The sequence below is a fragment of the Solilutibacter pythonis genome (assembly GCF_003697345.1).
Lineage (GTDB): Bacteria > Pseudomonadota > Gammaproteobacteria > Xanthomonadales > Xanthomonadaceae > Solilutibacter > Solilutibacter pythonis.
The window spans coordinates 52,816-78,852 of record NZ_RFLY01000015.1; the positions used below are offsets into that span (position 1 = coordinate 52,816).

Below are 26,037 nucleotides of genomic sequence, written 5' to 3' on the forward strand. Positions count from 1 at the left end.
TTTGCTCACGCGCTACGCCAGGCGCATTGACACACGAGAAGAAACATGTCCCGCAAAGGCAATACCCCGCAGCGTTCGGTGCTGCCCGATCCCAAGCACAGTAGCGAAACCATCGCTCGCTTCATCAACATGGTCATGCAGAGCGGTAAGAAGTCGGTCGCCGAAAAGATCGTCTACGGCGCGATGGACGTCATCGGCCAGAAAAACGACAACCCGTTGGAGCTGGTCGAGAAAGCGCTCGGCAACGTCGCTCCGACCGTCGAGGTGAAGTCCCGTCGCGTCGGCGGCGCCACCTATCAGGTGCCGGTCGAAGTGCGCGCCTCCCGCCGCATGGCGCTGGCGATGCGCTGGCTGATCGAATCCGCTCGCAAGCGCGGTGAAAACTCGATGCCGCGCAAGCTGGCCGCCGAATTGCTGGACGCCTCGGAAAACCGTGGCGGCGCGATCAAGAAGCGCGAGGAAACCCACCGCATGGCCGAGGCCAACAAGGCGTTCGCGCACTTCCGCTGGTGATCGCGTCACGCGGGTCGCATATCATTGCGACCCGTGGCAGTTATCGGCATCGCCGGTGAATGCATCGCGGAAAACCCGTTTCCACCGCGTTTCCCGCGAATTCATCCGGATGCCGCCCCAGGGGCGGCGTCCGGCCATCTGAAAGCCCGGTTTTTTCGGGCATCCAAGCAAACAAAGAGAGACGACCGTGGCCCGCACCACTCCCATCGAGCGTTACCGCAACTTCGGCATCATGGCTCATATCGATGCCGGCAAGACCACCACGTCCGAGCGCATCCTGTTCTATACCGGCAAGAGCCATAAGCTCGGAGAAGTCCACGACGGCGCGGCCACCATGGACTGGATGGAGCAGGAGCAGGAGCGCGGCATCACCATCCAGTCGGCGGCTACCACGGCGTTCTGGAAGGGCATGGATAAATCCATGCCGGAGCACCGCTTCAACATCATCGATACCCCCGGGCACGTGGACTTCACCATCGAGGTGGAGCGTTCCTTGCGCGTGCTCGATGGCGCGGTATTCGTGCTCTGCGCCGTGGGCGGCGTGCAGCCGCAGTCGGAAACCGTGTGGCGCCAGGCCAACAAATACAGCGTGCCGCGCATCGCCTTCGTCAACAAGATGGACCGTACCGGTGCCAACTTCTTCAAGGTGCGTGACCAGCTGAAGTCGCGCCTGGGTGCGGTGCCGGTGCCGATGCAGGTGCCGATCGGTGCGGAAGACGGCTTCGAGGGCGTGGTCGACCTGCTCAAGATGAAGGCGATCCACTGGGATACCGCTAGCCAGGGCATGGTGTTCGAATACCGCGACATTCCGGCAGAGCTCCAAGAGCAAGCCGAGGAAGCCCGCAGCTTCATGGTCGAGACCGCGGCCGAAGCCAGCGAGGAGCTCATGGACAAGTATCTCGGGGGCGAGGAGCTGACCGAGGACGAAATCGTCAATGCGCTGCGCGAACGCACCTTGAAGACCGAGATCGTGCCGATGTTCTGCGGCTCTGCGTTCAAGAACAAGGGCGTGCAGGCTATGCTCGATGGCGTGATCAAGCTGCTGCCCTCGCCGGTGGATGTGCCGGCCGTGCGTGGCGTCGACGTCGATGACGAAACCAAGGAGCTGTCCCGCGAATCCAGCGACAAATCGCCGTTCTCGGCGCTGGCGTTCAAGATCATCACCGACCCGTTCGTGGGCTCGCTGACCTTCTTCCGCGTCTATTCCGGCGTGCTCAATGCCGGCGACCAGGTGCTGAACTCGGTCAAGGGCAAGAAGGAGCGCATCGGCCGCCTGTTGCAGATGCACTCCAATAACCGCGAGGAAATCAAGGAAGTGCTGGCTGGCGATATCGCCGCCGCCGTGGGCCTGAAGGACGTCACCACCGGCGACACCCTGTGCTCGCAGGATTCGCCGATCATCCTGGAACGCATGACCTTCCCGGAGCCGGTGATCTCGATGGCGGTCGAGCCGAAGACCAAGTCCGACCAGGAAAAGATGGGCATCGCACTGGGCCGTCTGGCGCAGGAGGATCCCTCCTTCCGCGTGCGTACCGACGAGGAGTCCGGCCAGACCATCATCGCCGGCATGGGCGAGCTGCATCTGGACATCATCGTCGATCGCATGAAGCGCGAGTTCAACGTCGAGGCCAATGTCGGCAAGCCGCAGGTGGCTTATCGCGAAACCATCCGCAAGCAGGTCAAGTCGGAAGGCAAGTTCGTCCGCCAGTCCGGCGGTAAGGGCCAGTTCGGTCACGTGTGGCTGGAAATCGAGCCGCAGCAGCCGGGCGACGGCTACGTGTTCGAGAACGCCATCGTCGGCGGTGTGGTGCCGAAGGAATACATCCCGGCGGTCGACAAGGGTATCCAGGAGGCGATGGCCAACGGCATCCTGGCCGGCTACCCGATCGTCGACATCAAGGTGCGTCTGGTCGATGGTTCGTACCACGAAGTCGACTCCTCGGAAATGGCGTTCAAGATCGCCGGTTCCATGGGCTTCAAGGAAGGCTTCCACAAGGCCAGCCCGGTGCTGCTGGAGCCGATCATGAAGGTCGAGATCGTCACGCCCGAGGATTACCTTGGCGACGTGATGGGCGATGTCAGCCGGCGTCGCGGTATCCTGCAAGGCCAGGACGACAGCCCGTCGGGCAAGATCATCAATGCGATGATCCCGCTGGGCGAAATGTTCGGTTATGCCACCTCGCTGCGTTCGATGTCGCAAGGTCGCGCCACCTTCACGATGGAATTCGATCATTACGCCGAGGCGCCGGCCAACATCGCCGAAGCGGCGATGAAAAAGGCCTGACGAGCGCGGCCGGGGCGGACGTCCCGGCCCGCTTGCACCAACCACATTCATTAACTATGAGGAATCGCTGAGATGGCAAAGGAAAAGTTCGAGCGCAAGAAGCCCCACGTGAACGTGGGCACGATTGGACACGTTGACCACGGCAAGACGACGCTGACGGCGGCGCTGACGAAAGTGGGCGCGGAACGTTTTGGTGGTGAGTTCAAGGACTACTCGTCGATCGACGCGGCACCAGAAGAGAAGGCGCGCGGGATCACGATTTCGACGGCGCACGTGGAATACGAAAGCCCGACCCGTCACTACGCCCATGTGGACTGCCCGGGCCACGCCGACTATGTGAAGAACATGATCACCGGCGCGGCGCAGATGGACGGCGCGATTCTGGTGTGCTCGGCGGCCGACGGCCCGATGCCGCAGACGCGCGAGCACATTCTGCTGTCGCGTCAGGTGGGCGTGCCGCACATCGTGGTGTTCCTGAACAAGGCGGACATGGTGGACGACGCCGAGCTGCTGGAACTGGTCGAGATGGAAGTGCGCGAGCTGCTGTCGAAGTACGACTTTCCGGGCGACGACACTCCGATCATTCACGGTTCGGCGCGTCTGGCGCTGGAAGGCGACCAGTCGGAGATTGGCGTGCCTGCGATTCTGAAGCTGGTGGACGCACTGGACACCTACATTCCGGAGCCGGAGCGTGACGTGGACAAGCCGTTCTTGATGCCGGTGGAAGACGTGTTTTCGATTTCGGGCCGCGGCACGGTGGTGACGGGACGTATCGAGCGCGGGATCATCAAGGTGGGCGACGAGATCGAAATCGTCGGCATCCGTCCGACCGCGAAGACGACGGTGACGGGCGTGGAGATGTTCCGGAAGATGCTGGATCAGGGGCAGGCGGGCGACAACGCGGGTCTGCTGCTTCGCGGCACGAAGCGTGACGAAGTGGAGCGCGGGCAGGTGCTGTGCAAGCCGGGTTCGATCACGCCGCACACGGACTTCGAGGCGGAGGTGTATGTGCTGTCGAAGGACGAGGGTGGTCGTCACACGCCGTTCTTCAAGGGTTACCGTCCGCAGTTTTACTTCCGCACGACGGACATTACGGGTGCGGTGGAGTTGCCCGAGGGCACGGAGATGGTGATGCCGGGTGACAACGTGAAGATGAAGGTGAGCCTGATCAACCCGGTGGCGATGGACGAAGGGCTTCGTTTCGCGATTCGCGAAGGCGGTCGTACCGTCGGCGCGGGCGTGGTCGCCAAAATATTGAAGTAATCCTTCTTCGCCCCCGCGTCGTGATCGGCGCGGGGTGGCGTATCCAACGTGTCAACTCCCCGACGCCGGGTTCTTCCGGCGTCGGGTCTTAAAAATATTTTTCAATCAAAGCCTTGCATCGCGCAGAAAATCCTGCCAGAATGCGAGGCTTCTTGCGGTGGCGTGGATTCACGTGAGCCGCAGCCAGCGAAATGAAGGGCAGGAAGCACTTCGTATTCGCCAGACAAGGACAGGTTGCGTGGCTCATCCGTCAAGATCGGGTGTTTCGCGTGTACGTTTTTAGTCTGGGCGGGCCGGGCAACCGGGCCGCCTTGTCGTTTGAGGGATTGCTGTACCGCGCATGGCCGCAGCGCAAGCTGTGGTGTCGCAACAACGGGGCATGGCACATCCAGTTGCCATGCCTGTCGCTCTTTAGACCTACCTTAAGGAATTTCCGTCATGACGGACCAAAAAATCCGCATTCGGCTGAAGGCCTTCGATCATCGCCTGATCGATCGCTCGGCCAGCGAGATCGTCGAGACGGCCAAGCGGACCGGTGCGCAGGTGCGCGGCCCGATCCCGCTGCCGACCAAGACCGAACGCTATACCGTCCTGGTTTCGCCACACGTCGACAAGGACGCGCGCGACCAGTACGAGACCCGCACGCACAAACGCGTGCTCGATATCGTCGATCCCAACGACAAGACCGTGGACGCGCTGATGAAGCTCGAACTCGCGGCTGGCGTCGACGTCCAGATCAAGTTGACCTGAGGAAGCCATCATGTCGACGAAAATCCATAACCTGGGCCTGGTCGGCCGCAAGGCGGGCATGAGCCGCGTCTTCACCGAGGACGGTAAGTCCGTGCCGGTGACGCTGATCGAGGCCACTCCGAATCGCATCACCCAGATCAAGACCGTCGAGAACGACGGCTATAGCGCCGTGCAGGTCACCGCCGGCATCAAGCGCGCAGCCTTGATCAGCAAGGCGGGTGCGGGGCACCTGGCCAAGGCCAAGGTCGAAGCCGGCCGCGGCCTGTGGGAATTCCGTGTCGCCGACGAGAAGCTGGCCGATTTCGAAATCGGCGGCGAAATCAAGGCCGACATTTTTGCCGAAGGCCAGATGGTCGACGTGCAGGGCGTGACCAAGGGCAAGGGCTTCCAGGGCACCATCAAGCGCTGGAACTTCACCATGGGCGACGCCACCCACGGTAACTCGCTGTCACATCGTGCGCCGGGTTCGATCGGCCAGCGCCAGACGCCGGGTCGCGTGTTCCCGGGCAAGAAGATGTCCGGCCACATGGGTGCCGATGTGCAGACCACGCAGAATCTGCAAGTGGTCAAGGTTGATGCCGAGCGTGGCTTGATCGCCGTGCGCGGTGCCGTGCCGGGTGCGCCGGGTGGCGATGTCATCGTGCGTCCGGCCAGCAAGGGAGCATGAGCATGGAACTGACCATCAAAGGTAGTGGCAATAAGGTGTCGGTCTCCGAAGCCGTATTCGGCCGCGAGTTTTCCGAAGATCTCGTTCATCAGGTCGTCGTTGCCTACCGCAATGCCGGTCGTGCCGGAACCAAGGCGCAGAAGACGCGCTCGGAAGTCGCCGGCACCACCAAGAAGTCGAAGAAGCAGAAAGGCGGCGGTGCCCGTCATGGCGCCCTGACCGCGCCGATCTTTGTCGGCGGCGGCGTGACTTTCGCGGCCAAGCCGCGCAGCTTCGCGCAGAAGGTCAACCGCAAGATGTATCGTGCCGCGATGGCCGCCATCCTGTCGGAGCTGAACCGTCAGGAGCGCCTGACGGTCATCGATGCGATCGAAGTCGATTCGCCCAAGACCAAGGGGCTGGTGGCCAAGCTGGCCGACCTCGAAGTCGGCAAGCGTCCGCTGCTGGTCGTCGAGGACGCCAGTGAATCGCTGTACCTCGCCGCGCGCAATCTGCCGTACGTGGAAGTGCGTGATGTGCAGGGCCTGGACCCGGTCTCGCTGGTGGGTTCCGACTCGGTGGTGATGACCGCCGATGCGGTGAAGAAGATCGAGGAGTGGCTGGCATGACCACCAATGTTTACGAAGTGATCCGTGCGCCGCGCGTGTCTGAAAAGACCGCGCGCTTGCAGGAAGTGTCCAATCAGTACGTCTTTGAAGTGGCGACCACCGCCACCAAGGCCGACGTCAAGGCTGCCGTGGAGCAGATCTTCGACGTCAAGGTCGAATCGGTGAATGTGGTCAACGTGAAGGGTAAGGCCAAGGCTTTCCGTTCGCGCATGGGTCGCCGCAACGACTGGCGCAAGGCCTACGTCAAGCTGGCCGAAGGCCAGACCATCGACGTGACGGCGAAGGCCTAAGGAGCTCACCATGCCTTTGATGACTTTCAAGCCGACCTCCGCTGGCCGCCGTAGCGCGGTTCGCGTGGTCACGCCCGACCTGCACAAGGGGGCGCCGTACGCGCCGCTGGTGGAGAAGAAGGGCAAGACGGGTGGTCGCAACCACCACGGCCGCATCACCACCCGCCATATCGGCGGTGGTCACAAGCAGCACTATCGGACCATCGACTTCAAGCGCGACAAGGAAACCATTCCGGCGAAGGTCGAGCGGATCGAATATGACCCGAACCGTACCGCGCACATCGCGTTGCTGCTATACGTCGACGGCGAGCGTCGTTACATCATCGCCCCGAAGGGTCTGAAGGCCGGCGATCAGGTCGTGGCCGGCGAGTCCGCCCCGATCCGTGCCGGCAACACCCTGCCGCTGCGCAACATCCCGGTCGGCACCGTGGTGCATTGTGTTGAGATGAAGCCGGGCAAGGGCGCCCAGATGGCGCGCGCCGCAGGTGCCGGTGTCCAGTTGATCGCCCGCGAGCAAGGCTATGCCACGCTGCGCCTGCGCTCCGGCGAGATGCGCAAGGTGCCGGTCGAATGCCGCGCCACCATTGGCGAAGTCGGTAACGTCGAGCACAACCTCGAGAAGTTGGGCAAGGCGGGCGCCAAGCGCTGGCGCGGTATCCGTCCGACTGTCCGCGGTGTCGTCATGAACCCGGTCGACCATCCGCACGGCGGTGGCGAGGCCAAGGCCGGCCAGGGCAACCCGCATCCGGTCACCCCGTGGGGCGTCCCGACCAAGGGTTACAAGACCCGCAAGAACAAGCGCACGCAGAAGTTCATCGTGCGCGATCGCAGGAGCTGATAGGCCATGGCACGTTCACTCAAGAAAGGCCCGTTCGTTGATCACCACCTCGTCAAGAAGGTGGAGGCCGCGGGCAGCAACACCAAAAAGCCGATCAAGACCTGGTCGCGTCGCTCGATGATCCTGCCGGAAATGGTGGGCTTCACCATCGCTGTCCACAACGGTAGGAATCACGTGCCGGTGCTGGTCAACGAAAACATGGTGGGCCACAAGCTCGGCGAATTCGCGTTGACCCGTACCTTCAAGGGTCACGGCGGCGACAAGAAGTCGAAGTAAGGAGATGACCATGGAAGCTAAAGCAGTCCTGCGCACCGCGCGTATCTCCCCACAGAAGGCCCGTCTGGTCGCCGACCAGGTGCGCGGCCTTCCCGCCGCCCGCGCTCTCGATTTGCTGAAATTCAGCGACAAGAAAGCCGCGGCCATGATCCACAAGTTGTTGTGGTCGGCGGTTTCAAATGCCGAGAACAACGTCGGCGCCGATGCCGATGCGCTCAAGGTCAAGACCATCATGGTCGACGAGGGGCCCACGCTGAAGCGCTTTATGGCGCGGGCGAAGGGGCGGGGTACCCGCATCCTGAAGCGCACCAGCCACATCACCATCGTCGTCGGCGAGGGCAAGTAATCATGGGTCATAAAGTCAATCCCGTCGGCATCCGCCTTGGCATCGCCAAGGACTGGAACAGCAAGTGGTATGCGGGCAAGAAGGAATATGCCGAATTCCTGGCCGCGGATCTCAAGGTCCGCGACATGCTACGCAAGAAGCTGGCCTCCGCCGGCATCAGCAAGATCACCATCGAGCGCCCGACCAAGTCAGCGCGCGTGACCATCCATACCGCCCGTCCGGGCGTGGTGATCGGCAAGCGCGGCGAAGATATCGAGAAGCTGCGCAAGGACGTGTCGGAAATGATGGGCGTGCCCGCCCACATCAACGTCACCGAAGTGCGAAAGCCGGAGCTGGACGCCCAGTTGGTGGCCGAATCGATCGCTCAGCAGTTGGAGCGTCGCATCATGTTCCGCCGCGCGATGAAGCGCGCTGTCGGCAATGCGATGCGCCTCGGCGCGCTCGGCATCAAGGTCAACGTGGCCGGCCGCTTGAACGGTGCCGAAATCGCCCGTTCGGAGTGGTACCGCGAAGGCCGCGTGCCACTGCACACCCTGCGCGCGGACATCGATTACGGCTTTGCCGAAGCCCACACCACCTATGGTGTGATCGGCATCAAGGTCTGGATCTACAAGGGCGAAATCTTCGATTTCTCCCAAGTGGGCCAGGAGAAGAACGAAGAGCCGCGCAACGAGCGCAGCGAGCGTCCGGCTCGCGGCCCGCGCCAGCCGCGCGGCGAGCGTGAAGCGAGGGGTTAATCATGTTGCAACCCAAACGTACCAAGTACCGCAAGCAACACAAGGGCCGTAACGAAGGTCTGTCGTGGAGCGCCAACGCGGTGTCGTTCGGCGAATATGGCCTGCGTGCGACGCAGACCGGTCGCCTCACCGCCCGTCAGATCGAGGCGGCGCGTCGCGCCATCAGCCGTTACGTCAAGCGTGGCGGCAAGATGTGGATCCGGGTGTTCCCCGACAAGCCGATCACCCAGAAGCCGATCGAAGTCCGCATGGGCTCGGGTAAAGGTAACGTCGAGTACTGGGTCGCCCAGATCCAGCCCGGCCGCATGATCTACGAGATCGAAGGCGTCAGCGAGGAAATGGCGCGCGAAGCATTCCGCCTGGCCTCAGCCAAGCTTTCGGTCACCACTCAATTCGTGACCCGGACGGTGCGCTGATGGAACTGAACGAACTTCGCCAAAAGTCGCCCGCCGACCTTAAGGCCCACCTGCTCGATTTGCAGAAGGAGCAATTCTCCCTGCGCATGCAGAAGGCTACCGGTCAGCTGGCCAAGACCCACGACGTGCGTCGCGTTCGCCGCGACATTGCACGCGTCAAGATGCTGCTCGGCGCCGCTGGGCAGTAACCACAGGAATGACCATGAACAACACTGATAAAAAGCAGCACACGGTCGAAGGCCGCGTGGTCAGCAACAAGATGGACAAGACGGTGACGGTGCTCGTCGAGCGTCACGTCAAGCACGCGTTGTACGGCAAGTACATCCGTCGCTCCACCAAGTTGCACGCCCACGATGCCGAGAACGCCTGCAAGGAAGGCGATCTCGTGCGCATCGTCGAATGTGCTCCGATGTCCAAAACCAAGAACTGGCGGGTGGTCGAAGTGCTCGCCCACGCAGCTGAATAAGAGGAGGCCAGACCATGATCCAGATGCAAAGCCACCTCGACGTTGCCGACAACTCCGGTGCCAAGGAAGTCATGTGCATCAAGGTGCTCGGCGGCTCCAAGCGCCGCTATGCCGGCATCGGCGACATCATCAAGGTGTCGGTGAAGGAAGCCATTCCGCGTGGCAAGGTGAAGAAGGGCGAGGTCTACAACGCCGTGGTCGTGCGCACCCGCAAGGGCGTGCGTCGCGCCGATGGCAGCCTGATTCGCTTCGACGGCAACGCCGCCGTGCTGCTCAACAACAAGCATGAACCGATCGGTACCCGCATCTTCGGGCCGGTGACGCGCGAACTGCGCTCCGAGAAGTTCATGAAGATCGTTTCGCTCGCACCCGAAGTGCTGTGAGCCGGAGGACACCATGAATCGCATCAAGAAGGGCGACCAGGTCGTCGTCATCACCGGCAAGGACAAGGGCAAGAAGGGCGACGTCATTCGTGTCCTGGGCGACCGCGTGGTCGTGTCCAACATCAACATGGTCAAGCGCCATACCAAGCCGAACCCGCAAGCCGGTCAGGCTGGCGGCGTCGTCGAGCGCGAGGCCTCGATCCATGTTTCCAACGTGATGCTGCTCAACCCGGCCACCGGCAAGGGGGAGCGCATCAAGACAAAGGTGCTGGAGGATGGACGCAAATTGCGCGTGTTCCGCTCCAGCGACGAGGCGGTTGACGCCTGAGGAATGAAGCAATGACCACGCGACTGGAAAAAATCTACAAGGAAGAAGTGGTGCCCGCGCTGATGAAGCGTTTTGGCTACACCAATCCGATGCAGGTGCCGAAAATCAGCAAGATCACGCTCAACATGGGCGTGGGCGAGGCGGCCACCAACAAGAAGGTGCTGGAGAATGCCGTGGCCGACATGGCCAAGATCTCCGGCCAGAAACCGGTGGTGACCAAGTCCCGCATTTCGGTGGCCTCGTTCAAAATCCGCGACGGTTGGCCGATCGGCTGCAAGGTGACTCTGCGTCGTGCTCACATGTACGAGTTCCTTGACCGCCTGATCAACATTTCGTTGCCGCGCGTTCGCGACTTCCGCGGCGTCTCCGGCCGTTCGTTCGATGGTCGCGGCAACTTCAACATGGGTGTGAAGGAACAGATCATCTTCCCGGAAATCGACTTCGACGCCGTCGATGCGGTCCGCGGCATGGATATCGCCATCACCACCACCGCCAAGACCAACGAAGAAGCCAAGGCGCTGCTTGAAGCCTTCCGCTTCCCGTTCCGCTGATCGAGAGAGAGACATGGCCAAGACCAGCATGATCAACCGCGATCTGAAGCGTACCAAGCTTGTCAAGAAGTATGCCGACAAGCGCGAGGCGCTGAAGAAAATCCTGAAAAGCCAGGACGCGAGCTACGAAGAAAAGATGGAAGCCTCGGTCAAGTTGCAGAAATTGCCACGCGATTCGTCCGCTTCCCGCCAGACCAGCCGCTGCGTGCTGACCGGTCGCCCGAAGGGCGTCTACAGCAAGTTCGGTCTGGGCCGCAACAAGCTGCGCGAAGCCACGATGCGTGGCGACGTGCCGGGCTTGCGCAAGGCTTCCTGGTAAGACTTGCGGCTTGGTGTAATCCAGGCCACAATGTGCGACTTCCTAATTGTCGATCCCGGTTGGCTTCACCAACCGGGTGTCTTCATCGGAAATTTTCCATCCCCAGATTTCTGCGAAAGCGGATATCGGTGCTGACTCAAGGATTTTTACATGAGCATGACTGATCCCATCGCCGACATGCTGGTCCGCATCAAGAATGCGGCCGCGGTCGGCAAGCCGACGGTGAAAATGCCGTCCTCCAAGACCAAGATCGCCATTGCCGACGTCCTCAAGGGCGAGGGCTACATCGCTGGTCATCGCGTCAACGATCTCGGCGGCGGCAAGGCCGACCTCGAAATCGAGCTGAAATATTTCCAGGGCAAGCCGGTCATCGAGACCTTGAAGCGTGTCTCGCGCTCGGGCTTGCGCCAGTACCGCGGCAAGAACGATCTGCCCAAGGTGCTTGGTGGCCTTGGTATCGCCATCGTTTCCACTTCGAAGGGCATCATGACCGACTCGCAGGCGCGCCAGCAGGGCGTCGGCGGCGAAGTCCTGTGCTTCGTGGCCTAAGGAGAGCAGCATGTCCCGTGTAGCCAAGAAGCCTATCGCCCTGCCGAAGGGTGTGGAAATCAAGAGTGACAATGGTCTGATCAGCGTCAAGGGAAGCAAGGGCGATCTGTCCATCACCCAGCCCGAAGGCATTGAGATGACGGTCGAGAACAACGAGATCGCACTTAGCGCGGCTTCGCCGGATCGCATCGCGATGACCGGCACCCTGCGCGCCATCCTCGCCAACATGGTGAAGGGCGTGTCCGAGGGTTTCGAGCGCAAGCTGGAGCTGGTCGGCGTGGGTTATCGCGCCGCGATGCAGGGCAAGGACTTGAATCTCAGCCTGGGCTTTTCGCATCCGGTGCTGTTCAAAACCCCGGAAGGTATCACCATCAGCACCCCGAGCCAGACCGAAATCGTCGTGGCCGGTGCCGATAAGCAGCAGGTCGGTGAGGTTGCCGCCAAGATCCGCGGTTATCGCCCGCCGGAGCCGTACAAGGGCAAAGGCGTGAAGTATTCCGACGAAGTCATCATCCGCAAGGAAGCCAAGAAGGCGTAACGCACGCCTTCAGCTCCTGGAGAAAAGAAATGGACAAGAAATCCGCCCGTCTGCGCCGCGCCAAGAGCACGCGCGCTCACATCCGCAAACTCGGCGTGCCGCGCCTGTCGGTGTTGCGCACCGGTCAGCACCTGTATGCCCAATTGTTTTCTGCCGATGGTTCGAAGGTGCTGGCTTCGGCCTCGACCACCCAGGCAGATGTCATGGAAGGCTTGAAGAACGGCAAGAACGTCGAAGCAGCGGCCAAGGTCGGTCGCCTGATTGGCGAGCGGGCCAAAGCCGCGGGTGTCGAAGCCGTCGCCTTCGATCGCTCGGGCTATCGCTACCACGGCCGCATCAAGGCTTTGGCCGATGCCGCCCGCGAGGCCGGTCTACAATTTTGATCGTTTCCGGGCGACGGTTTCATGCCGTCGCTCCGCCTCATGGCTATACACCACAACGATAAGCGGCACCGCCGCAAGTAAATTCAACGAGAGAAATCGAAATGGCAGAAGAACGTCAAGGGCGTGGCCGCGATCGTGATCGCGCGCCCCGCGAAGAAATCGACGATGGCATGATCGAAAAGCTGGTCGCGGTCAACCGCGTCAGCAAGACCGTGAAAGGCGGCCGTCAGTTCACCTTCACCGCACTGACCGTGGTTGGCGACGGCAATGGCAGGGTGGGCTTCGGGTACGGCAAGGCGCGCGAAGTGCCGGTCGCCATCCAGAAGTCGATGGAGCAGGCCCGCAAGAGCCTGAAGGCCGTGGATCTCAACAACGGCACCTTGTGGCATTCGGTCAAGTCCGGTCACGGCGCCGCGCGCGTGTACATGCAGCCCGCCTCCGAAGGTACCGGCGTCATCGCCGGCGGCGCGATGCGCGCCGTGCTGGAAGCAGTCGGGGTGAAGAACGTGCTGGCCAAGGCCACTGGTTCGCGCAACCCCATCAACCTGGTGCGCGCTACCTTGAAGGGCCTGACAGCGATGCATTCGCCTGCCAACATTGCCGCCAAGCGTGGCAAGAAGGTCGAGGAGATCCTCCATGTCCAGCAATAACAGCAACGGCACCGTGAAGGTGCGCTTGGTCAAGGGCCTGCGTGGTTCGCAGGCCAAGCATCGCCTGTCGGTGCGCGCGCTCGGCCTTAACAAGCTCAACGATGTGCGCGAACTCAAAGACAGCCCGCAGGTTCGTGGTCTGATCAACAAGGTCCACTACCTGGTGAAGGTGGAGGAGTAATCACATGAAACTCAATACGTTGAAGCCCGCCGAAGGCGCCCGCAAGGAGCGTGTCCGTGTCGGTCGCGGTATCGGTTCCGGCCTTGGCAAGACGGCTGGTCGTGGTCACAAGGGCTCGTTTGCGCGCGCCGGCAAGGGCAAGATCAAGGCCGGCTTCGAAGGCGGCCAGATGCCGATGTACATGCGTTTGCCGAAGATCGGCTTCCGTTCCAAGCTGAAGGCGGATACCGCTCAGGTGCTGTTGTACCAGTTGGACAAGCTGGAGGCGGGTGAGATCGATTTTGCCGCGCTGCGTGCCGCCAAGCTGGTCCCGGCAACGGCCAAGAAGATCAAGATCGTCAAGAAGGGTGATGTCACCAAGGCTTTCGTGCTGAAGGGTGTATTGGTCACGGCCGGTGCCAAGGCAGCCATCGAAGCCGCCGGCGGCAAGATCGAGGAGTAAGCCCCGATGTCGCGCAGCGCGAGTGCGTTGGCCAGTATAGCTGGCGCTGGCAAGTTCAGTGAACTGCGCCAGCGTCTGCTGTTCGTCCTGGGGGCGTTGATCGTCTATCGCATCGGTTGTCATATCCCGGTGCCAGGGGTGAACCCGGAGGCGATGACCGCATTCATGTCCCAGCAGCAGGGCATCGTGAACATGATGAACATGTTCTCGGGCGGCGCCCTGGAGCGTTTGTCGCTGTTGGCGCTGAACGTGATGCCGTACATTTCGGCCTCGATCATCATGCAGTTGTGCGTGCAGATCTTCCCGACGCTGAAAGCGATCCAGAAAGAAGGCGAGTCAGGCCGTCGCAAGATCACCCAGTGGTCGCGCTATGGCGCCGTGCCACTGGCGATCTTCCAGGCGATCGGTATCGCCACTGCGTTGCAGAACCAGGTAGCGCCAGACGGTACCCCGGTAGTGACTAACCCCGGCATGGCCTTCGTGTTCACCGCGGTGGTGGCGTTGACGGCGGGCACCATGTTTCTGATGTGGCTGGGCGAGCAGATCACCGAGCGCGGTATTGGCAACGGCGTGTCGTTGATCATCTTCGCCGGTATTGTCGCTGGCCTGCCCGCCGCCGTGGTGCATACCTTCGAGCAATTGCGCAACGGTGACATGACGCCGGTGCAGGGCATCCTGATTGCGCTCCTGGTGTTTGCGTTCACTTGGTTCGTGATCTTCGTTGAGCGTGGCCAGCGTCGCATTACGGTCAACTACGCCCGTCGCCAAGGGGGGCGCAGCGCGTACCAGAATCAGACTTCGTTCCTGCCGCTGAAGCTCAACATGGCTGGCGTGATCCCGCCGATCTTCGCCTCGTCGATCATCATGTTCCCGGCTACCGCAGCGCAGTGGTTCGGTACCAGTAGCGGTTCGGGTTCGACCATGCAGCGCATCGCCGCGGCGCTCGCGCCGGGACAGCCGCTGCATATGATCCTGTTCGCGGCGATGATCATCGGCTTCGCATTCTTCTATACGGCGCTGGTGTTCAACTCCCAGGAAACCGCCGACAACCTGAAGAAGTCGGGTGCGCTGATTCCGGGCATTCGCCCCGGCAAGGCAACCGCCGATTATATCGATGGCGTGTTGACCCGCTTGACGCTGGCTGGCTCGCTGTATCTGGCGCTGGTCTGTCTGTTGCCGGAGGTGATGCGCACGGAACTTGGAACCCAGTTCTATTTCGGCGGCACCTCGCTGTTGATCGTGGTAGTGGTGGTGATGGATTTCATTGCGCAGTTGCAGGCGCACTTGATGTCGCACCAGTACGAAAGTCTGCTGAAGAAGGCCAATCTCAAGGGCGGCTCACGCGGTCGCTGAGGTGGAGCGGGGCGTGTCGCTCCACTCCAGCCTGAAGTGAAAGTGGCGTCGGGCAAGTCCCACGCCTTATGAAATTCGTCGGAGGCAATACGCTTTCGGCATCCAAATTCGCGCCGATGCGTCTTCGTATCGGTTTTGATGGGCGACCCGGGCGGCATCCCGCGCACGGGTGAACCAACGCGATGCGCGCGCCAGAGTAGCGCGTGCGGCCGGGGCAACCTGGGCCTAGCGTCGGATCGTTCGCCGGAGCATGGGCACACTCCCCATGCCGGAGCGGTGGCTTGGATGGCACGGCTTCCCACTGATCCGGGATTTTTGTTAGACTTAACCGTTTCCCCGGCCAAGTATTCATTTTTTGGCCAGTCAACCGTTTGGAGACCGCGTCATGGCGCGAATTGCAGGTGTCAACCTGCCTGCCCAGAAACACGTCTGGGTGGGGCTGCAAAGCATCTACGGCATTGGCCGTACCCGTTCCAAGAAGGTCTGCGAAGACGCCGGCGTGGCTTCGACCACCAAGGTGCGCGACCTGTCCGAGTCCGAAGTCGAGCGCCTGCGCGCAGAGATCGGCAAGTACATCGTCGAGGGCGACCTGCGTCGCGAAGTCGGTATGGCGATCAAGCGTCTGATGGACCTCGGCTGCTATCGCGGCCTGCGTCATCGTCGCGGCCTGCCGCTGCGCGGACAGCGTACCAAGACCAATGCCCGTACCCGCAAGGGTCCGCGCAAAGCGATCAAGAAGTAAGGAATCGACATGGCCAAGCCTGCCGCTACCAAGACCAAGAAGAAGGTCAAGCGCGTCGTCACCGACGGCATCGCGCACGTCCATGCTTCGTTCAACAACACCATCATCACCATCACCGACCGCCAGGGCAATGCGCTGTCGTGGGCCACGTCCGGCGGCGCCGGCTTCCGCGGTTCACGCAAGTCGACCCCGTTCGCGGCGCAGGTCGCCGCCGAGAAAGCCGGCAAGGCCGCGCTCGACTACGGTGTGAAGTCGCTGGAAGTCCGTATCAAGGGCCCGGGTCCGGGCCGCGAATCGGCCGTGCGTTCGCTGAACAACGTCGGCTACAAGATCCTCAACATCATCGACGTGACGCCGATCCCGCACAACGGGTGCCGTCCGCCGAAGAAGCGTCGCGTCTAAGGAGCTCACAGACATGGCTCGCTATATCGGTCCCACCTGCAAGCTCGCGCGCCGCGAAGGCGCCGACCTGTCGCTCAAGTCCCCGGCGCGCGCGCTGGATTCCAAGTGCAAGCTGGAGCAGAAGCCCGGCCAGCACGGTCCGACCGCCCGCAAGGGCAAGATGTCGGATTACGCCACCCAGTTGCGCGAGAAGCAGAAGGTCAAGCGCATCTACGGTTTGCTGGAACGCCAATTCCGCAACTACTACAAGAAGGCTTCGAACAGGAAGGGCAACACGGGTGAAAACCTGCTGCAACTCCTTGAGACCCGCCTCGACAACGTCGTTTATCGCATGGGCTTCGCGGTCACTCGCGCCTCGGCGCGCCAGTTGGTCTCGCATCGCGGCGTGCTGGTGAATGGCAAGTTCGTCAACCTCCCTTCCTATGCGGTCAAGGCCGGTGATGCCATCAGCCTTTCCGAGCGCGCCCAAAAGCAGTTGCGCGTGCAGGAAGCGTTGGGGGTTGCCCAGCAGATGGACTTGTCGCCGTCCTGGGTGGAAGTCGACGCCAAGAAGTTTGCCGGCGTATTCAAGGCCGTGCCGGATCGCGCCGAACTGCCCGCCGACATCAACGAAGCGTTGATCGTCGAGTTGTATTCGAAGTAATCCTCCCCCATATGACAAGTCCCCGATTGCCCCGGGGACTTGCAGGAGACGCCCTACATGACGGCAATCGCCAACCAAGTGCTGCGTCCGCGCGCCCCGCAGATCGAGCGCACCTCCGGTAATCGTGCCAAGGTGGTGATCGAACCGCTGGAGCGTGGCTACGGCCATACCCTCGGCAACGCGCTACGCCGCGTGCTGCTGTCGTCGATCCCTGGCTTCGCCATCACCGAAGTCGGCATCGACGGCGTGCTGCATGAGTACAGCACCATCGAAGGTTTGCAGGAGGACGTATTGGAAGTCCTGTTGAACCTGAAAGACGTCGCCATCCGCATGGGCAGCGGCGAGAGCGCCATGCTCTCGCTCGCTAAACAGGGCCCGGGCGTGGTGACAGCCGCCGACATCAAGCTCGACCACAACGTCGAGATACTGAATCCCGAGCACGTGATCTGTACCCTGACGAAGGATGCTTCGATCAACATGCAGCTGAAGGTCGAGCGTGGTTTCGGCTACCAGCCGGCATCGGCCCGTCGTCGCCCGGACGAAGAAACCCGCAACATCGGCCGGTTGATGCTGGATGCCTCTTTCTCGCCGGTGCGTCGCGTGGCGTATTCGGTGGAAGCGGCGCGTGTCGAGCAGCGCACGAACCTCGACAAGCTGGTGCTGGACATCGAGACCAACGGCACGATCGACGCCGAGGACGCGGTGCGCACCGCCGCCGATATCCTCACCGACCAGCTTTCGGTGTTCGGTGACTTCACCCATCGTGAGCGCGGCGCAGCCAAGCAGTCGGCCACCGGCGTGGATCCAACCCTGCTTCGTCCAATCGACGATCTTGAGTTGACCGTGCGCTCGGCCAATTGCTTGAAGGCCGAGAGCATCTATTACATCGGCGATCTGATCCAGAAGACCGAAGTGGAGTTGCTCAAGACCCCGAATCTCGGCAAGAAGTCGCTTACCGAGATCAAGGAAGTGCTCGCTCAGCGTGGTCTTTCGCTCGGCATGAAGCTGGAAAACTGGCCCCCGGCCGGTGTTTCCCAGCACGGTATGCTGGGCTGAGCAAGAGGAAGGGCCAGGGCGCCGGTGAACGGTGCCCATGGCCGGGACGCCAAGCCATGAAGTGCTTGGCTGTCCTTCGATTCATAAACGGCGTTTGCTCGGGTCGCTGAAACGCGTGTCCTCAGGGGTTCCGGCAAGCTAAACAGTCGCATCAACGCCAAAGCGGAAAATGCCGCGGGCGCCGTCCAGGAGGGGCGGCAACGGACCATCCGCAGTCCATGTTTCAACGCCGGGAAGGCGACAGTGACATCCACAGATCCAACATTCATTAAAGGAATACCGCCATGCGTCATCAGAATGCCGGCCGCAAGTTCAGTCGCACCAGTGCCCATCGTGAAGCCATGTTTCGTAACATGGCCGCCTCGCTTATCAAGCACGAGTTGATCAAGACCACTCTGCCGAAGGCCAAGGAGCTGCGTCGCGTCGCGGAGCCGCTCATCACCCTTGGCAAGACGGATAGCGTTGCCAACCGCCGTCTGGCTTTCTCCCGCTTGCGTGACAAGGAGGCCGTGGGCACCCTGTTCACCGTGCTCGGCCCGCGCTACGCCGCTCGTCCGGGTGGTTATCTGCGTATCCTGAAGTGCGGTTTCCGCGCCGGTGACAATGCGCCGATGGCCTATGTCGAGCTGGTTGATCGCCCCGGTGCCCCGAGCGCCGATTGATTCGACGGCCGCCTCAGCTTGGAACAAGCCCCGACAGTGTTCGGGGCTTTTCATTTATGCGCTGCGTGAGGGGGATGACGGTTTCGGGAGGTCAACGCGGCGCAGAATATCTGCTATGTTGCATTGCAAGAATCCACGTCCCAGAGCTTTTCGATGAATCCGTTGCAATGGTCGTTCCGTACCCGCTTCCTTCTTGGCTTCCTCGCTTGCGCCGGGCTGATCGGCTATGCGCTCATTCTTCAGGAGTACGAAGGGCTGATCCCTTGTGATTTCTGCATCATGCAGCGGATTGCTTTCGCGGCCGTTGGCACGGTGATGTTGGCCGGCGGCGTGCATGCGCCGAAGTCGTTGGCGATGCGCAGAACATACGGCGTGTTGGCGATGTTGGCGGCGGTCGTCGGAGGCATGATCGCCGGGCGGCATGTCTGGGTGCAGCTGTATCCGCCCGAGATATCCAACTGCGGCGCGGGGATGGGATTCGTGGCGGAGATGCAGGGGTGGCCGGGGGCGATCAGAAAAGTGCTGACCGCCGGTGGTGATTGCAGCAACATCGATTGGACTTTTCTCGGGTTGACGATGCCGATGTGGTCTTTGATCTGGTTCGCGCTGTTGGGCGCCTGGGCACTGTTGGCCGCCTTCGGCAAGGCGCGTGCGCGATGAGCGGGGCGACTCCGATGCCGTGTCCCTCCGGGCCGCGCCCTGTGCCAATGGCGCAAGACTGGTCGCCGCCGAGCTGGCGCGCGCTACCTGCGCAGCAGCAGCCGGCCTATCCGGATGCCGGCCGGCTGCAACGCACTTTGGATGAACTGCATGCGCTGCCGCCGCTGGTGACTTCGTGGGAGATTCTTGCCCTGCGTCAGCAGTTGGCCGATGCTCAGGAAGGCCGTCGCTTCCTGCTGCAAGGGGGGGACTGCTGCGAGAATTTCACCTACTGCACGCCGGAAGTGATCTCCAACCGGCTGAAAGTGCTGTTGCAGATGAGCGTGGTGCTGGTGCACGCGCTGCGCATGCCGGTGGTGCGGGTCGGCCGCTTCGCCGGCCAGTACGCCAAGCCGCGTTCATCCGATGTGGAAGTGCGGGAGGGCGTGGAATTGCCGAGTTACCGCGGTGATATCGTGAACGCTCCCGAGTTCACTGCGGCCGCGCGCGTACCGGATCCCGAGCGGATGATCGCCGCGCATTCCCGTTCGGCACTGACTATCAATTTCGTGCGTTCGTTGATCGATGGCGGGTTTGCCGACTTGCACCATCCAGAGAATTGGAATCTGGCTTGGGTCACACATTCGCCGTTGGCGGATGAGTATCGGTGCATCATCGATGGTATTTCCGACGCCATGCGCTTCATGGAAACGCTGTCCGGCGAGCCGGCGCACAATCTCGATCGGGTCGATTTCTTCGCTTCGCACGAAGCGTTGCTGCTGCCTTACGAGGAAGCACTGACCCGCCAAGTGCCGCGTAACTCGGGCTGGTTCAATCTGGGAACCCATTTCCCGTGGATCGGCATGCGCACCGCCGCGCTGGATGGCGCCCACGTTGAGTATTTCCGTGGCATCGGCAACCCGGTGGCGGTGAAGGTTGGGCCGTCGATGACGCTGGATCACCTGTTGCGCCTGATCGAAGTGTTGAACCCCGGCAACGAAGCCGGGCGGTTGACACTGATCCACCGCATGGGCGCAAAGGAAATTGCCGGCAAGCTGCCGCCGCTGCTCGATGCCGTCAGGCGCGAAGGCGCGCGCGTGCTGTGGATCTGCGACCCGATGCACGGCAACACCGAGAACAGTTCGAACGGCTACAAGACGCGCCGTTTCGACAACATCCGCGCCGAGATCGAGCAGGCATTCGATCTGCATGCGGCGGCCGGGACGCGACTCGGTGGCATCCATCTGGAACTGACCGGCGAGGACGTTACCGAATGCACCGGCGGCGCCCGTGATCTCACCGATGCCGACCTCGAACGCGCCTATTGCTCCACCGTCGATCCACGCCTGAACTACGAGCAGGCACTGGAAACGGCGATGCTGATTGGGCGCAAGGCGGGGCAGTTGAGTGGCTGAGCGAGCCATTCAAGTCCCGCATCACCTCCTGTTCAAGGGGAACTCCATGCGAGTCATGCTGTTGATGTGCGCCATCCTGGCTCTTGTTCCCGGGGTGGCCCTGTCAGGGCCGCCGCCGATCGCGGCAGCCGGACAGGCGCGATCGGCCGAGGTGCTGAGTTTCGACGGCGTACGTTACTTGCACCGCTGGTCGAAAAACGGGCACAACGAATATACGCCGGCCGACCAGCCGGATTTGCGGCGCTGGCGGCAGATGCTTACGCTGATCGAGAAGCCGGGGATGAACCCGCGCCAGATGGCGCAATGGGCGCAGGCCACGGCTTCCGGTTTCGAGGAACGGGGAATTCTGTTTGGAAAAGATCAGCCGGTGGCGGGCGAATACCGTCTGCTGGGGGTGTTGCGCGATAGCGGCGTGGTTGAAGTCAACTATGCCCGCTTCATGCAAGCCAATGGCGGTGCCATGTTGCTCATGGTGCAGCGCCGTTTCTACGATGATGAGCGGCGTGAGATGGCGGACTGGGTGCGCGATAACACGCCGCGAATCAGCAGGCGGCTGCTGGATTGGGGACCACTGCCCAAGGCGGCCGCGTTGGCCGCGCTTCCGCAAAGCGAAAGCGAATGAGCGGGATCAATGGGTCTGGCGGCGTTTGAGCAGATCGCGCGCCAGTACCCAGACCACTAGCAGATTGATGGCGACCGCGGCGGCTTCCAGCCAATGCCGATGGTGGACGAAGGCGGTCACGTCGAAGGGCAGATAGGCCGCGGCTGACAGGCAGCCGAACCATGAGGCCCAGGCTTTCGCCCGCCATAGCCCCCAGCCTTCCAACAGGTGCATCACGCCGTAAAGCGCGGCGATGGCGGCGGTGATGTGGATGCCCGTGGGATTGATGGCATGAGACAGCCAGCCGGTGACGCCGCCGTCGGGATCGAGTTGGAAATGCCGGATCAATGCCCGCAGAGCCTCTTGCAGCGGCGCGGGGCCGAGGATCTCCAGCCCGCTGGCCGCAAGCAAAGCCAGTGCCCCTTTGGTCATTTCCACCAGGGCGATGGCGTGCAATCCCGGATGGGGGGCTGGACTGGAGTCGTCAGTGATGTGCTCGGGAAGGGCGTTTTCGCTCATCGAAAGCAATTGATGTGGGGATGGCCGCTTTTCAAGGCTGTTTGGCATGTGTGGGCGAGGAGGGGGTTGCCATTTTCACGAACGGGATGAAGGCGGTGATTTGCTGGGGTGTGGTGAGATCGCCGGCCCGCCCTTCCGGGATGGGGGGCCAATATTGTGGGGGTTGGCGGGGAGGGGGGCCGCCAAGCGGCGGGCAGGCGATGCGCTCCGATGCGAGTACGAGGTTGCGCTCATCCCTTTGTCCATCGGCTGGTGAGTGCCCTGGAGAAATTGCCGGTAGGAATCCGCTCGAACAGTGCATCTGCTCGCGGCCCGGCCAGGTGCCAGGCCGCGTTGCCTGGACTGAGCGGGCAACGTGGCCGGCGTAGGATCGTGGTGGGGGCGGGTCTGGAAAGCCCGGTAAGGACATTTACCCGGGGCCGCCCGCCGGGAGTCGAATACATGCGCCGGCGGTGCCGTGGAAAGAGGGCGATGGATCGAACCGAACGCCCGCGACAATTGCGCTGCAATGTCGGCGGGCGCTTCGAAAACCCTCGATGTGTCGTTGTGGGGGCGCCGCCAGCGCCCCCCGAGCAGGTTAGCCCGCCCGGCTGGCGCGCTTGCGGTCGGTTTCGCTCCGCAGCTTCTTGCGCAGGCGGATTTGTTTGGGCGTGACTTCCACCAGTTCGTCGTCGTCGATGAATTCCAACGCCTGCTCCAGCGAGAACTTGACCGGCGGCGTCAGCGCCAGCGCATCGTCCTTGCCGGAGGCGCGGAAGTTGGTGAGCTGCTTGGCGCGCAGGGCGTTGACGGTCAGGTCGTTGTCCTTGGCGTGGATGCCGACCAACTGGCCTTCGTAGATTTCCTCCTGCGGCTCCACGAACAGGCGGCCGCGCTCCTGCATCGCCATCTGTGCATAGGCGGTGGAGGTGCCGGTGTCGTTGGAGATCAAGACGCCGTTCTGGCGCTGGCCGATCGCGCCATCGGTCTTCGGGCCGTAATGGTCGAAGACGTGGAACAGCAGGCCGCTGCCGGAGGTCAGGGTCTTGAACTCGGTCTGGAAGCCGATCAGCCCGCGCGCCGGGATGATGAATTCCATCCGCACCCGGCCCTTGCCGTCCGGCTCCATGTTCTGCAACAGGGCTTTTCGCTCGCCCAGGCGCGACATCACGCCGCCCTGGTACTCCTCCTCCAGATCGACCACCAGTTGCTCGTAGGGCTCCTGCATCACCCCGTCGATCTCGCGGATGATGACCTCAGGGCGCGATACCGCCAGCTCGTAGCCTTCGCGGCGCATGGTCTCGATCAGGATCGACAGGTGCAGCTCGCCGCGGCCGCTGACCTTGAACTTGTCGGCGTCGGCGGTATCTTCCACGCGCAGCGCGACGTTGTGCTGGGTCTCGCGGATCAGCCTGTCGCGCAATTGGCGCGAGGTGAGGAACTTGCCGCCCGAGCGATCCTTATGGCCGGCGAAGGGCGAATCGTTGACTTGGAAGGTCATCGAGATGGTCGGCTCGTCCACCGAGAGCACCGGCAGTTGTTCGACCGCGGACGGGTCGCAGACGGTTTCGGAAATGCCGAGTCCCTCGATGCCGGAAAAGGCGACGATGTCGCCGGCTTGCGCCTCGGGTACTTCGATGCGATCCAGTCCCATGAATCCCAGCACTTGCAGGACTTTGCCGTTGCGGGTCTTGCCGTCGGTGCCGATCACGCTTACCGGCATGTTGGTGCGCACCTTGCCGCGCTGGATGCGGCCGATGCCGATCACGCCGACGTAGTTGTTGTAGTCCAGGGAAGTCACGCGCATCTGGAACGGGCCTTCCTCGCTGACTGGCGGCACCGGCACGTGCTTGACGATGGCTTCGAACAGTGGGGTCATGTCGCCCTCGCGCACCGACTCGTCGAGGCCGGCGTAGCCGTTCAGGCCGGAGGCGTAGACCACCGGGAAATCGAGCTGCTCGTCGGTGGCGCCCAGGCGGTCGAACAGGTCGAAGGTCTGGTCCAGCACCCAGGCCGGGCGGGCGCCGGGGCGATCCACCTTGTTGATGACCACGATCGGCTTGAAGCCCATCGCGAACGCCTTCTGGGTGACGAAGCGGGTCTGCGGCATGGGCCCGTCCATGGCATCGACCAGGATCAGCACCGAATCGACCATCGACAACACGCGCTCCACTTCGCCGCCAAAGTCGGCGTGGCCGGGGGTATCGACGATGTTGATGCGGAACTCCTCACCCTCCGGCGATTTCCACTTGATCGCGGTGTTCTTCGACAGGATGGTGATGCCGCGTTCCTTTTCGATGTCGCCGCTGTCCATCACCCGTTCGGCCAGCACGGTGCGCTCGTCGAAGGTGTCGGATTGCTTCAGTAGTTGGTCGACGAGGGTGGTCTTGCCGTGATCGACATGGGCGACGATGGCGATGTTGCGGAGATTCTGAATGGACATGCGAACAGGCCGCGGAGGGCGGCCATCGGTTGTGATGGGATTACCGCGAATTATACGCCGCCGCCGCCGGCCGCGACATGACGGGGGGCAATGTGTTCGGCGGGCAGGGGCGCACACTGGACTCGCAGCAAAGCTGCTCCCACCCGACCAGAAGAAGGAAGACGCATGATCCAGAAAGTTTCCGGCGACATCACCAAAAGCAAGGCGCAGGCCATCGCCCATGGCGTCGCGCCCAACGACGATTTCCACCAGGGCCTGGCGCTGGCGCTGCGCGAGCATGCACCCTCGCTGTACAAGGATTTCCGCCATTACTGGCAGGTGCAGCACCCCAAGCCCGGCGAGTTGTGGGTCTGGATGGGCGCGGACGGTCAGCGCATCGTCAATCTCTATACCCAGGCGCCGGCGGAAGGGCATGGCAAGCCGGGCCGCGCCAGCGTTGGCAACGTACGTCATGCGTTGAAGGCGCTGCGCAAGTTCATCGATGAGGAAGGCATCGCCAGCATCGCCCTGCCCAAGCTCGCCACCGGCGTCGGCGGGCTGGAGTGGGCCGAGGTGGAGCCGTTGATCGTCGAGCAACTGGGCGATCTCAAGATCCCGGTCATCGTCTACGAGACCTTCCACCCGGGCGAGGCGGCGGCGGAGAAGCTCTGATCCCCGTGCGCCGGTGCCGCCATGGGTTCCGGCGATGCCGGCGCCCATGGCATGAGCGGCGAGAATCCTTGCGGGGGAAAGGCGCGCGTCGTTTGGCTGGCCGGTGGCGTTGTGTCGATCGTGAAGCGCATTCGCCAAGGCAACACGGGAACTGGCCTGGCCCTTGATGACGGCTCGCGGCATCGCCATGTTGAGCGGGGTGACGATGTTCGTCCCCCCATCCACAGGAGTTCCCATGTCCCTCACCGCCACCATCGATACCGAACGCGGCCCGATCAAGCTTGAGCTGTATGCCGACAAGGCGCCGCTGACCGTTGCCAGTTTCGTCAATCTCGCCAAGCGCGGTTTTTACGATGGCTTGAACTTTCATCGTGTCATCGACGACTTCATGATCCAGGGGGGATGCCCGCAAGGGCGTGGCACCGGTGGCCCCGGTTACAAGTTCGAGGACGAGACCGACAACGGCGTTCGCCATGAGCGTGGCGTGATCTCGATGGCCAACGCCGGCCCCAATACCAACGGCAGCCAGTTCTTCATCACTCACATCAAGACCGATTGGCTGGATGGCAAGCACACCGTGTTCGGCAAGGTGCTGGAAGGTTTGGAAGTGGTCGATGCGGTGAAGCAGGGCGACGCCATCAACTCGATCAAGATCGAAGGCGATGTCGATGCTGCCTTGGCCGCCAAGGCGGATCGCGTGGCGGAATGGAACAAGATTCTCGCCGCTTGAGGCGATGAATCCCGGAGCGAGCCGGCGCGATGCCGGCTCGCCCCTTTTCAAGATGGCGCTGGATGACGCATGCGCCCTGGTGGTTTAGCCCGGCTGCGTCATGGATACGTACATGAGCGGAACCCGCTTCGGGCAAGCCTTGCCCGGGGAGTCATGGACCATTGCCAGTCGCCGTGGGTGCGTGGCTGGCCGCCATTGCGCTTATTGCGCTGGCCTGGGCTTCGCCTGCCGGTACTGGCGTTTGTCGCCCATTCGTTGGACGTCGGGGTTGACGCAGAGACGGCCGCCGCAGATGATGGCATCCGAGGCTTGAAACGCCTGGAGTACCGGAATGGCGTTCTCGTGGCGGCGCAGTTCCGCTTGCGTCACCGCCAACTCGCGCCGGTAGTGGCCCAGCACCGCCCAGCTGGTGAGCAATACCAGC

Annotated in this window: 37 protein-coding genes and 1 pseudogene; 35 read left to right on the top strand and 3 right to left on the bottom strand. The window is 62.3% G+C overall.

Annotated elements, in window-relative coordinates:
* The first annotated feature begins 45 nt into the window (after positions 1-45).
* The 33 genes from rpsG (at position 46) to EBB59_RS10610 (ending at position 21,312) form a co-directional block, all read left to right on the top strand.
* Positions 46-513, top strand: coding sequence for a 30S ribosomal protein S7 (gene rpsG / locus EBB59_RS10450; protein ID WP_122102098.1), 468 nt, complete (start codon positions 46-48; stop codon positions 511-513).
* Between the two features lie 187 nt (positions 514-700).
* Complete coding sequence (gene fusA / locus EBB59_RS10455; protein WP_122102099.1) at positions 701-2,797, top strand: elongation factor G; 2,097 nt, start codon at positions 701-703, stop codon at positions 2,795-2,797.
* Between the two features lie 72 nt (positions 2,798-2,869).
* Positions 2,870-4,060 carry an elongation factor Tu gene (gene tuf, locus EBB59_RS10460; RefSeq protein ID WP_122102088.1) on the top strand — a complete coding sequence of 397 codons (1,191 nt, stop codon included), beginning with the start codon at positions 2,870-2,872 and terminating at the stop codon, positions 4,058-4,060.
* A gap of 438 nt (positions 4,061-4,498) precedes the next feature.
* A complete protein-coding gene (gene rpsJ / locus EBB59_RS10465) occupies positions 4,499-4,810 on the top strand; it encodes a 30S ribosomal protein S10 (RefSeq protein ID WP_100308818.1) in 312 nt (103 codons plus the stop codon).
* A gap of 10 nt (positions 4,811-4,820) precedes the next feature.
* Positions 4,821-5,477 carry a 50S ribosomal protein L3 gene (rplC, locus tag EBB59_RS10470; RefSeq protein WP_122102100.1) on the top strand — a complete coding sequence of 219 codons (657 nt, stop codon included), beginning with the start codon at positions 4,821-4,823 and terminating at the stop codon, positions 5,475-5,477.
* A gap of 2 nt (positions 5,478-5,479) precedes the next feature.
* Complete coding sequence (gene rplD, locus EBB59_RS10475; protein ID WP_122102101.1) at positions 5,480-6,085, top strand: 50S ribosomal protein L4; 606 nt, start codon at positions 5,480-5,482, stop codon at positions 6,083-6,085.
* Positions 6,082-6,375 carry a 50S ribosomal protein L23 gene (gene rplW, locus EBB59_RS10480; RefSeq protein ID WP_122102102.1) on the top strand — a complete coding sequence of 98 codons (294 nt, stop codon included), beginning with the start codon at positions 6,082-6,084 and terminating at the stop codon, positions 6,373-6,375. Before rplD ends, rplW begins: the two co-directional genes overlap by 4 nt.
* Before the next feature lie 10 nt (positions 6,376-6,385).
* Entirely contained in the window at positions 6,386-7,213 is an 828-nt protein-coding gene (gene rplB / locus EBB59_RS10485) for a 50S ribosomal protein L2 (RefSeq protein ID WP_122102103.1), read from the top strand.
* A 6-nt stretch (positions 7,214-7,219) separates the two neighbouring features.
* On the top strand, positions 7,220-7,489 hold the full coding sequence (gene rpsS / locus EBB59_RS10490) for a 30S ribosomal protein S19 (protein WP_122102104.1): 270 nt from the start codon (positions 7,220-7,222) through the stop codon (positions 7,487-7,489).
* 10 nt (positions 7,490-7,499) lie between these two features.
* A complete protein-coding gene (gene rplV / locus EBB59_RS10495; RefSeq protein ID WP_122102105.1) occupies positions 7,500-7,835 on the top strand; it encodes a 50S ribosomal protein L22 in 336 nt (111 codons plus the stop codon).
* Between the two features lie 2 nt (positions 7,836-7,837).
* Complete coding sequence (gene rpsC, locus EBB59_RS10500; RefSeq protein WP_122102106.1) at positions 7,838-8,572, top strand: 30S ribosomal protein S3; 735 nt, start codon at positions 7,838-7,840, stop codon at positions 8,570-8,572.
* Positions 8,573-8,574: 2 nt separating this feature from the next.
* On the top strand, positions 8,575-8,988 hold the full coding sequence (rplP, locus tag EBB59_RS10505; RefSeq protein WP_122102107.1) for a 50S ribosomal protein L16: 414 nt from the start codon (positions 8,575-8,577) through the stop codon (positions 8,986-8,988).
* On the top strand, positions 8,988-9,176 hold the full coding sequence (gene rpmC, locus EBB59_RS10510; protein WP_122102108.1) for a 50S ribosomal protein L29: 189 nt from the start codon (positions 8,988-8,990) through the stop codon (positions 9,174-9,176). Before rplP ends, rpmC begins: the two co-directional genes overlap by 1 nt.
* Positions 9,177-9,190: 14 nt before the next feature.
* The gene (rpsQ, locus tag EBB59_RS10515) at positions 9,191-9,454 is read left to right on the top strand and encodes a 30S ribosomal protein S17 (RefSeq protein ID WP_425451827.1); all 264 of its coding nucleotides are present in this window, start codon (positions 9,191-9,193) and stop codon (positions 9,452-9,454) included.
* A gap of 14 nt (positions 9,455-9,468) precedes the next feature.
* Positions 9,469-9,837 carry a 50S ribosomal protein L14 gene (gene rplN, locus EBB59_RS10520; protein WP_122102110.1) on the top strand — a complete coding sequence of 123 codons (369 nt, stop codon included), beginning with the start codon at positions 9,469-9,471 and terminating at the stop codon, positions 9,835-9,837.
* A gap of 13 nt (positions 9,838-9,850) precedes the next feature.
* Positions 9,851-10,165 carry a 50S ribosomal protein L24 gene (rplX, locus tag EBB59_RS10525; protein WP_122102111.1) on the top strand — a complete coding sequence of 105 codons (315 nt, stop codon included), beginning with the start codon at positions 9,851-9,853 and terminating at the stop codon, positions 10,163-10,165.
* A gap of 11 nt (positions 10,166-10,176) precedes the next feature.
* Positions 10,177-10,716 (top strand): 50S ribosomal protein L5, encoded by a 540-nt coding sequence (gene rplE, locus EBB59_RS10530; protein ID WP_122102112.1) that lies wholly within the window; start codon positions 10,177-10,179, stop codon positions 10,714-10,716.
* A 13-nt stretch (positions 10,717-10,729) separates the two neighbouring features.
* The gene (gene rpsN, locus EBB59_RS10535; protein ID WP_122102113.1) at positions 10,730-11,035 is read left to right on the top strand and encodes a 30S ribosomal protein S14; all 306 of its coding nucleotides are present in this window, start codon (positions 10,730-10,732) and stop codon (positions 11,033-11,035) included.
* A 150-nt stretch (positions 11,036-11,185) separates the two neighbouring features.
* Positions 11,186-11,584, top strand: coding sequence for a 30S ribosomal protein S8 (rpsH, locus tag EBB59_RS10540; RefSeq protein ID WP_122102114.1), 399 nt, complete (start codon positions 11,186-11,188; stop codon positions 11,582-11,584).
* 10 nt (positions 11,585-11,594) lie between these two features.
* A complete protein-coding gene (gene rplF, locus EBB59_RS10545; RefSeq protein ID WP_122102115.1) occupies positions 11,595-12,122 on the top strand; it encodes a 50S ribosomal protein L6 in 528 nt (175 codons plus the stop codon).
* A gap of 29 nt (positions 12,123-12,151) precedes the next feature.
* Positions 12,152-12,505 (top strand): 50S ribosomal protein L18, encoded by a 354-nt coding sequence (gene rplR, locus EBB59_RS10550; protein WP_122102116.1) that lies wholly within the window; start codon positions 12,152-12,154, stop codon positions 12,503-12,505.
* A gap of 101 nt (positions 12,506-12,606) precedes the next feature.
* A complete protein-coding gene (gene rpsE / locus EBB59_RS10555) occupies positions 12,607-13,155 on the top strand; it encodes a 30S ribosomal protein S5 (protein WP_122102117.1) in 549 nt (182 codons plus the stop codon).
* Positions 13,142-13,336: a 50S ribosomal protein L30 gene (gene rpmD / locus EBB59_RS10560; protein WP_122102118.1), complete on the top strand. Its 195-nt coding sequence runs from the start codon at positions 13,142-13,144 to the stop codon at positions 13,334-13,336. Before rpsE ends, rpmD begins: the two co-directional genes overlap by 14 nt.
* A gap of 4 nt (positions 13,337-13,340) precedes the next feature.
* Positions 13,341-13,778 carry a 50S ribosomal protein L15 gene (rplO, locus tag EBB59_RS10565; RefSeq protein ID WP_122102119.1) on the top strand — a complete coding sequence of 146 codons (438 nt, stop codon included), beginning with the start codon at positions 13,341-13,343 and terminating at the stop codon, positions 13,776-13,778.
* A gap of 6 nt (positions 13,779-13,784) precedes the next feature.
* Positions 13,785-15,131, top strand: a complete 1,347-nt coding sequence (secY, locus tag EBB59_RS10570; RefSeq protein ID WP_122102120.1) for a preprotein translocase subunit SecY — start codon at positions 13,785-13,787, stop codon at positions 15,129-15,131.
* 385 nt (positions 15,132-15,516) lie between these two features.
* On the top strand, positions 15,517-15,873 hold the full coding sequence (gene rpsM, locus EBB59_RS10575; RefSeq protein ID WP_122102121.1) for a 30S ribosomal protein S13: 357 nt from the start codon (positions 15,517-15,519) through the stop codon (positions 15,871-15,873).
* Between the two features lie 9 nt (positions 15,874-15,882).
* Positions 15,883-16,275, top strand: a complete 393-nt coding sequence (gene rpsK, locus EBB59_RS10580) for a 30S ribosomal protein S11 (RefSeq protein WP_122102122.1) — start codon at positions 15,883-15,885, stop codon at positions 16,273-16,275.
* Positions 16,276-16,288: 13 nt separating this feature from the next.
* A complete protein-coding gene (gene rpsD / locus EBB59_RS10585) occupies positions 16,289-16,918 on the top strand; it encodes a 30S ribosomal protein S4 (protein WP_122102123.1) in 630 nt (209 codons plus the stop codon).
* Between the two features lie 57 nt (positions 16,919-16,975).
* Positions 16,976-17,974, top strand: a complete 999-nt coding sequence (locus tag EBB59_RS10590) for a DNA-directed RNA polymerase subunit alpha (protein ID WP_122102124.1) — start codon at positions 16,976-16,978, stop codon at positions 17,972-17,974.
* A gap of 284 nt (positions 17,975-18,258) precedes the next feature.
* Positions 18,259-18,636, top strand: coding sequence for a 50S ribosomal protein L17 (rplQ, locus tag EBB59_RS10595; RefSeq protein WP_122102125.1), 378 nt, complete (start codon positions 18,259-18,261; stop codon positions 18,634-18,636).
* A 153-nt stretch (positions 18,637-18,789) separates the two neighbouring features.
* Positions 18,790-19,296 (top strand): disulfide bond formation protein B, encoded by a 507-nt coding sequence (locus EBB59_RS10600; RefSeq protein ID WP_122102126.1) that lies wholly within the window; start codon positions 18,790-18,792, stop codon positions 19,294-19,296.
* A 47-nt stretch (positions 19,297-19,343) separates the two neighbouring features.
* Positions 19,344-20,690, top strand: a complete 1,347-nt coding sequence (locus tag EBB59_RS10605) for a class II 3-deoxy-7-phosphoheptulonate synthase (RefSeq protein ID WP_245979230.1) — start codon at positions 19,344-19,346, stop codon at positions 20,688-20,690.
* Positions 20,691-20,736: 46 nt separating this feature from the next.
* Positions 20,737-21,312: a hypothetical protein gene (locus tag EBB59_RS10610; RefSeq protein WP_147455566.1), complete on the top strand. Its 576-nt coding sequence runs from the start codon at positions 20,737-20,739 to the stop codon at positions 21,310-21,312.
* Between the two features lie 6 nt (positions 21,313-21,318).
* Here EBB59_RS10610 and EBB59_RS10615 read toward each other — a convergent pair whose 3' ends face one another.
* Positions 21,319-21,810, bottom strand: coding sequence for a DUF2127 domain-containing protein (locus tag EBB59_RS10615; protein ID WP_122102129.1), 492 nt, complete (start codon positions 21,808-21,810; stop codon positions 21,319-21,321).
* A 577-nt stretch (positions 21,811-22,387) separates the two neighbouring features.
* Positions 22,388-24,232: a translational GTPase TypA gene (gene typA, locus EBB59_RS10620; RefSeq protein WP_122102130.1), complete on the bottom strand. Its 1,845-nt coding sequence runs from the start codon at positions 24,230-24,232 to the stop codon at positions 22,388-22,390.
* A gap of 165 nt (positions 24,233-24,397) precedes the next feature.
* Between typA and EBB59_RS10625 the strand changes: the two genes are divergently transcribed.
* A complete protein-coding gene (locus EBB59_RS10625; protein ID WP_122102131.1) occupies positions 24,398-24,883 on the top strand; it encodes a macro domain-containing protein in 486 nt (161 codons plus the stop codon).
* 235 nt (positions 24,884-25,118) lie between these two features.
* On the top strand, positions 25,119-25,613 hold the full coding sequence (locus EBB59_RS10630) for a peptidylprolyl isomerase (protein WP_122102132.1): 495 nt from the start codon (positions 25,119-25,121) through the stop codon (positions 25,611-25,613).
* 201 nt (positions 25,614-25,814) lie between these two features.
* Here the strand turns inward: EBB59_RS10630 and EBB59_RS10635 are convergent.
* Positions 25,815-26,037: pseudogene (locus EBB59_RS10635) on the bottom strand (hypothetical protein); the annotation flags it as partial.

Coding starts and splice junctions, on each gene's coding strand:
- rpsG (WP_122102098.1), top strand. CDS start 46: ATGTCCCGCAAAGGCAATACCCCGCAGCGTTCGGTGCTGCCCGATCCC.
- tuf (WP_122102088.1), top strand. CDS start 2,870: ATGGCAAAGGAAAAGTTCGAGCGCAAGAAGCCCCACGTGAACGTGGGC.
- rpsJ (WP_100308818.1), top strand. CDS start 4,499: ATGACGGACCAAAAAATCCGCATTCGGCTGAAGGCCTTCGATCATCGC.
- rplC (WP_122102100.1), top strand. CDS start 4,821: ATGTCGACGAAAATCCATAACCTGGGCCTGGTCGGCCGCAAGGCGGGC.
- rplD (WP_122102101.1), top strand. CDS start 5,480: ATGGAACTGACCATCAAAGGTAGTGGCAATAAGGTGTCGGTCTCCGAA.
- rplW (WP_122102102.1), top strand. CDS start 6,082: ATGACCACCAATGTTTACGAAGTGATCCGTGCGCCGCGCGTGTCTGAA.
- rplB (WP_122102103.1), top strand. CDS start 6,386: ATGCCTTTGATGACTTTCAAGCCGACCTCCGCTGGCCGCCGTAGCGCG.
- rpsS (WP_122102104.1), top strand. CDS start 7,220: ATGGCACGTTCACTCAAGAAAGGCCCGTTCGTTGATCACCACCTCGTC.
- rplV (WP_122102105.1), top strand. CDS start 7,500: ATGGAAGCTAAAGCAGTCCTGCGCACCGCGCGTATCTCCCCACAGAAG.
- rpsC (WP_122102106.1), top strand. CDS start 7,838: ATGGGTCATAAAGTCAATCCCGTCGGCATCCGCCTTGGCATCGCCAAG.
- rplP (WP_122102107.1), top strand. CDS start 8,575: ATGTTGCAACCCAAACGTACCAAGTACCGCAAGCAACACAAGGGCCGT.
- rpmC (WP_122102108.1), top strand. CDS start 8,988: ATGGAACTGAACGAACTTCGCCAAAAGTCGCCCGCCGACCTTAAGGCC.
- rpsQ (WP_425451827.1), top strand. CDS start 9,191: ATGAACAACACTGATAAAAAGCAGCACACGGTCGAAGGCCGCGTGGTC.
- rplN (WP_122102110.1), top strand. CDS start 9,469: ATGATCCAGATGCAAAGCCACCTCGACGTTGCCGACAACTCCGGTGCC.
- rplX (WP_122102111.1), top strand. CDS start 9,851: ATGAATCGCATCAAGAAGGGCGACCAGGTCGTCGTCATCACCGGCAAG.
- rplE (WP_122102112.1), top strand. CDS start 10,177: ATGACCACGCGACTGGAAAAAATCTACAAGGAAGAAGTGGTGCCCGCG.
- rpsN (WP_122102113.1), top strand. CDS start 10,730: ATGGCCAAGACCAGCATGATCAACCGCGATCTGAAGCGTACCAAGCTT.
- rpsH (WP_122102114.1), top strand. CDS start 11,186: ATGAGCATGACTGATCCCATCGCCGACATGCTGGTCCGCATCAAGAAT.
- rplF (WP_122102115.1), top strand. CDS start 11,595: ATGTCCCGTGTAGCCAAGAAGCCTATCGCCCTGCCGAAGGGTGTGGAA.
- rplR (WP_122102116.1), top strand. CDS start 12,152: ATGGACAAGAAATCCGCCCGTCTGCGCCGCGCCAAGAGCACGCGCGCT.
- rpsE (WP_122102117.1), top strand. CDS start 12,607: ATGGCAGAAGAACGTCAAGGGCGTGGCCGCGATCGTGATCGCGCGCCC.
- rpmD (WP_122102118.1), top strand. CDS start 13,142: ATGTCCAGCAATAACAGCAACGGCACCGTGAAGGTGCGCTTGGTCAAG.
- rplO (WP_122102119.1), top strand. CDS start 13,341: ATGAAACTCAATACGTTGAAGCCCGCCGAAGGCGCCCGCAAGGAGCGT.
- secY (WP_122102120.1), top strand. CDS start 13,785: ATGTCGCGCAGCGCGAGTGCGTTGGCCAGTATAGCTGGCGCTGGCAAG.
- rpsM (WP_122102121.1), top strand. CDS start 15,517: ATGGCGCGAATTGCAGGTGTCAACCTGCCTGCCCAGAAACACGTCTGG.
- rpsK (WP_122102122.1), top strand. CDS start 15,883: ATGGCCAAGCCTGCCGCTACCAAGACCAAGAAGAAGGTCAAGCGCGTC.
- rpsD (WP_122102123.1), top strand. CDS start 16,289: ATGGCTCGCTATATCGGTCCCACCTGCAAGCTCGCGCGCCGCGAAGGC.
- EBB59_RS10590 (WP_122102124.1), top strand. CDS start 16,976: ATGACGGCAATCGCCAACCAAGTGCTGCGTCCGCGCGCCCCGCAGATC.
- rplQ (WP_122102125.1), top strand. CDS start 18,259: ATGCGTCATCAGAATGCCGGCCGCAAGTTCAGTCGCACCAGTGCCCAT.
- EBB59_RS10600 (WP_122102126.1), top strand. CDS start 18,790: ATGAATCCGTTGCAATGGTCGTTCCGTACCCGCTTCCTTCTTGGCTTC.
- EBB59_RS10605 (WP_245979230.1), top strand. CDS start 19,344: ATGGCGCAAGACTGGTCGCCGCCGAGCTGGCGCGCGCTACCTGCGCAG.
- EBB59_RS10610 (WP_147455566.1), top strand. CDS start 20,737: ATGCGAGTCATGCTGTTGATGTGCGCCATCCTGGCTCTTGTTCCCGGG.
- EBB59_RS10615 (WP_122102129.1), bottom strand. CDS start 21,810: ATGAGCGAAAACGCCCTTCCCGAGCACATCACTGACGACTCCAGTCCA.
- typA (WP_122102130.1), bottom strand. CDS start 24,232: ATGTCCATTCAGAATCTCCGCAACATCGCCATCGTCGCCCATGTCGAT.
- EBB59_RS10625 (WP_122102131.1), top strand. CDS start 24,398: ATGATCCAGAAAGTTTCCGGCGACATCACCAAAAGCAAGGCGCAGGCC.
- EBB59_RS10630 (WP_122102132.1), top strand. CDS start 25,119: ATGTCCCTCACCGCCACCATCGATACCGAACGCGGCCCGATCAAGCTT.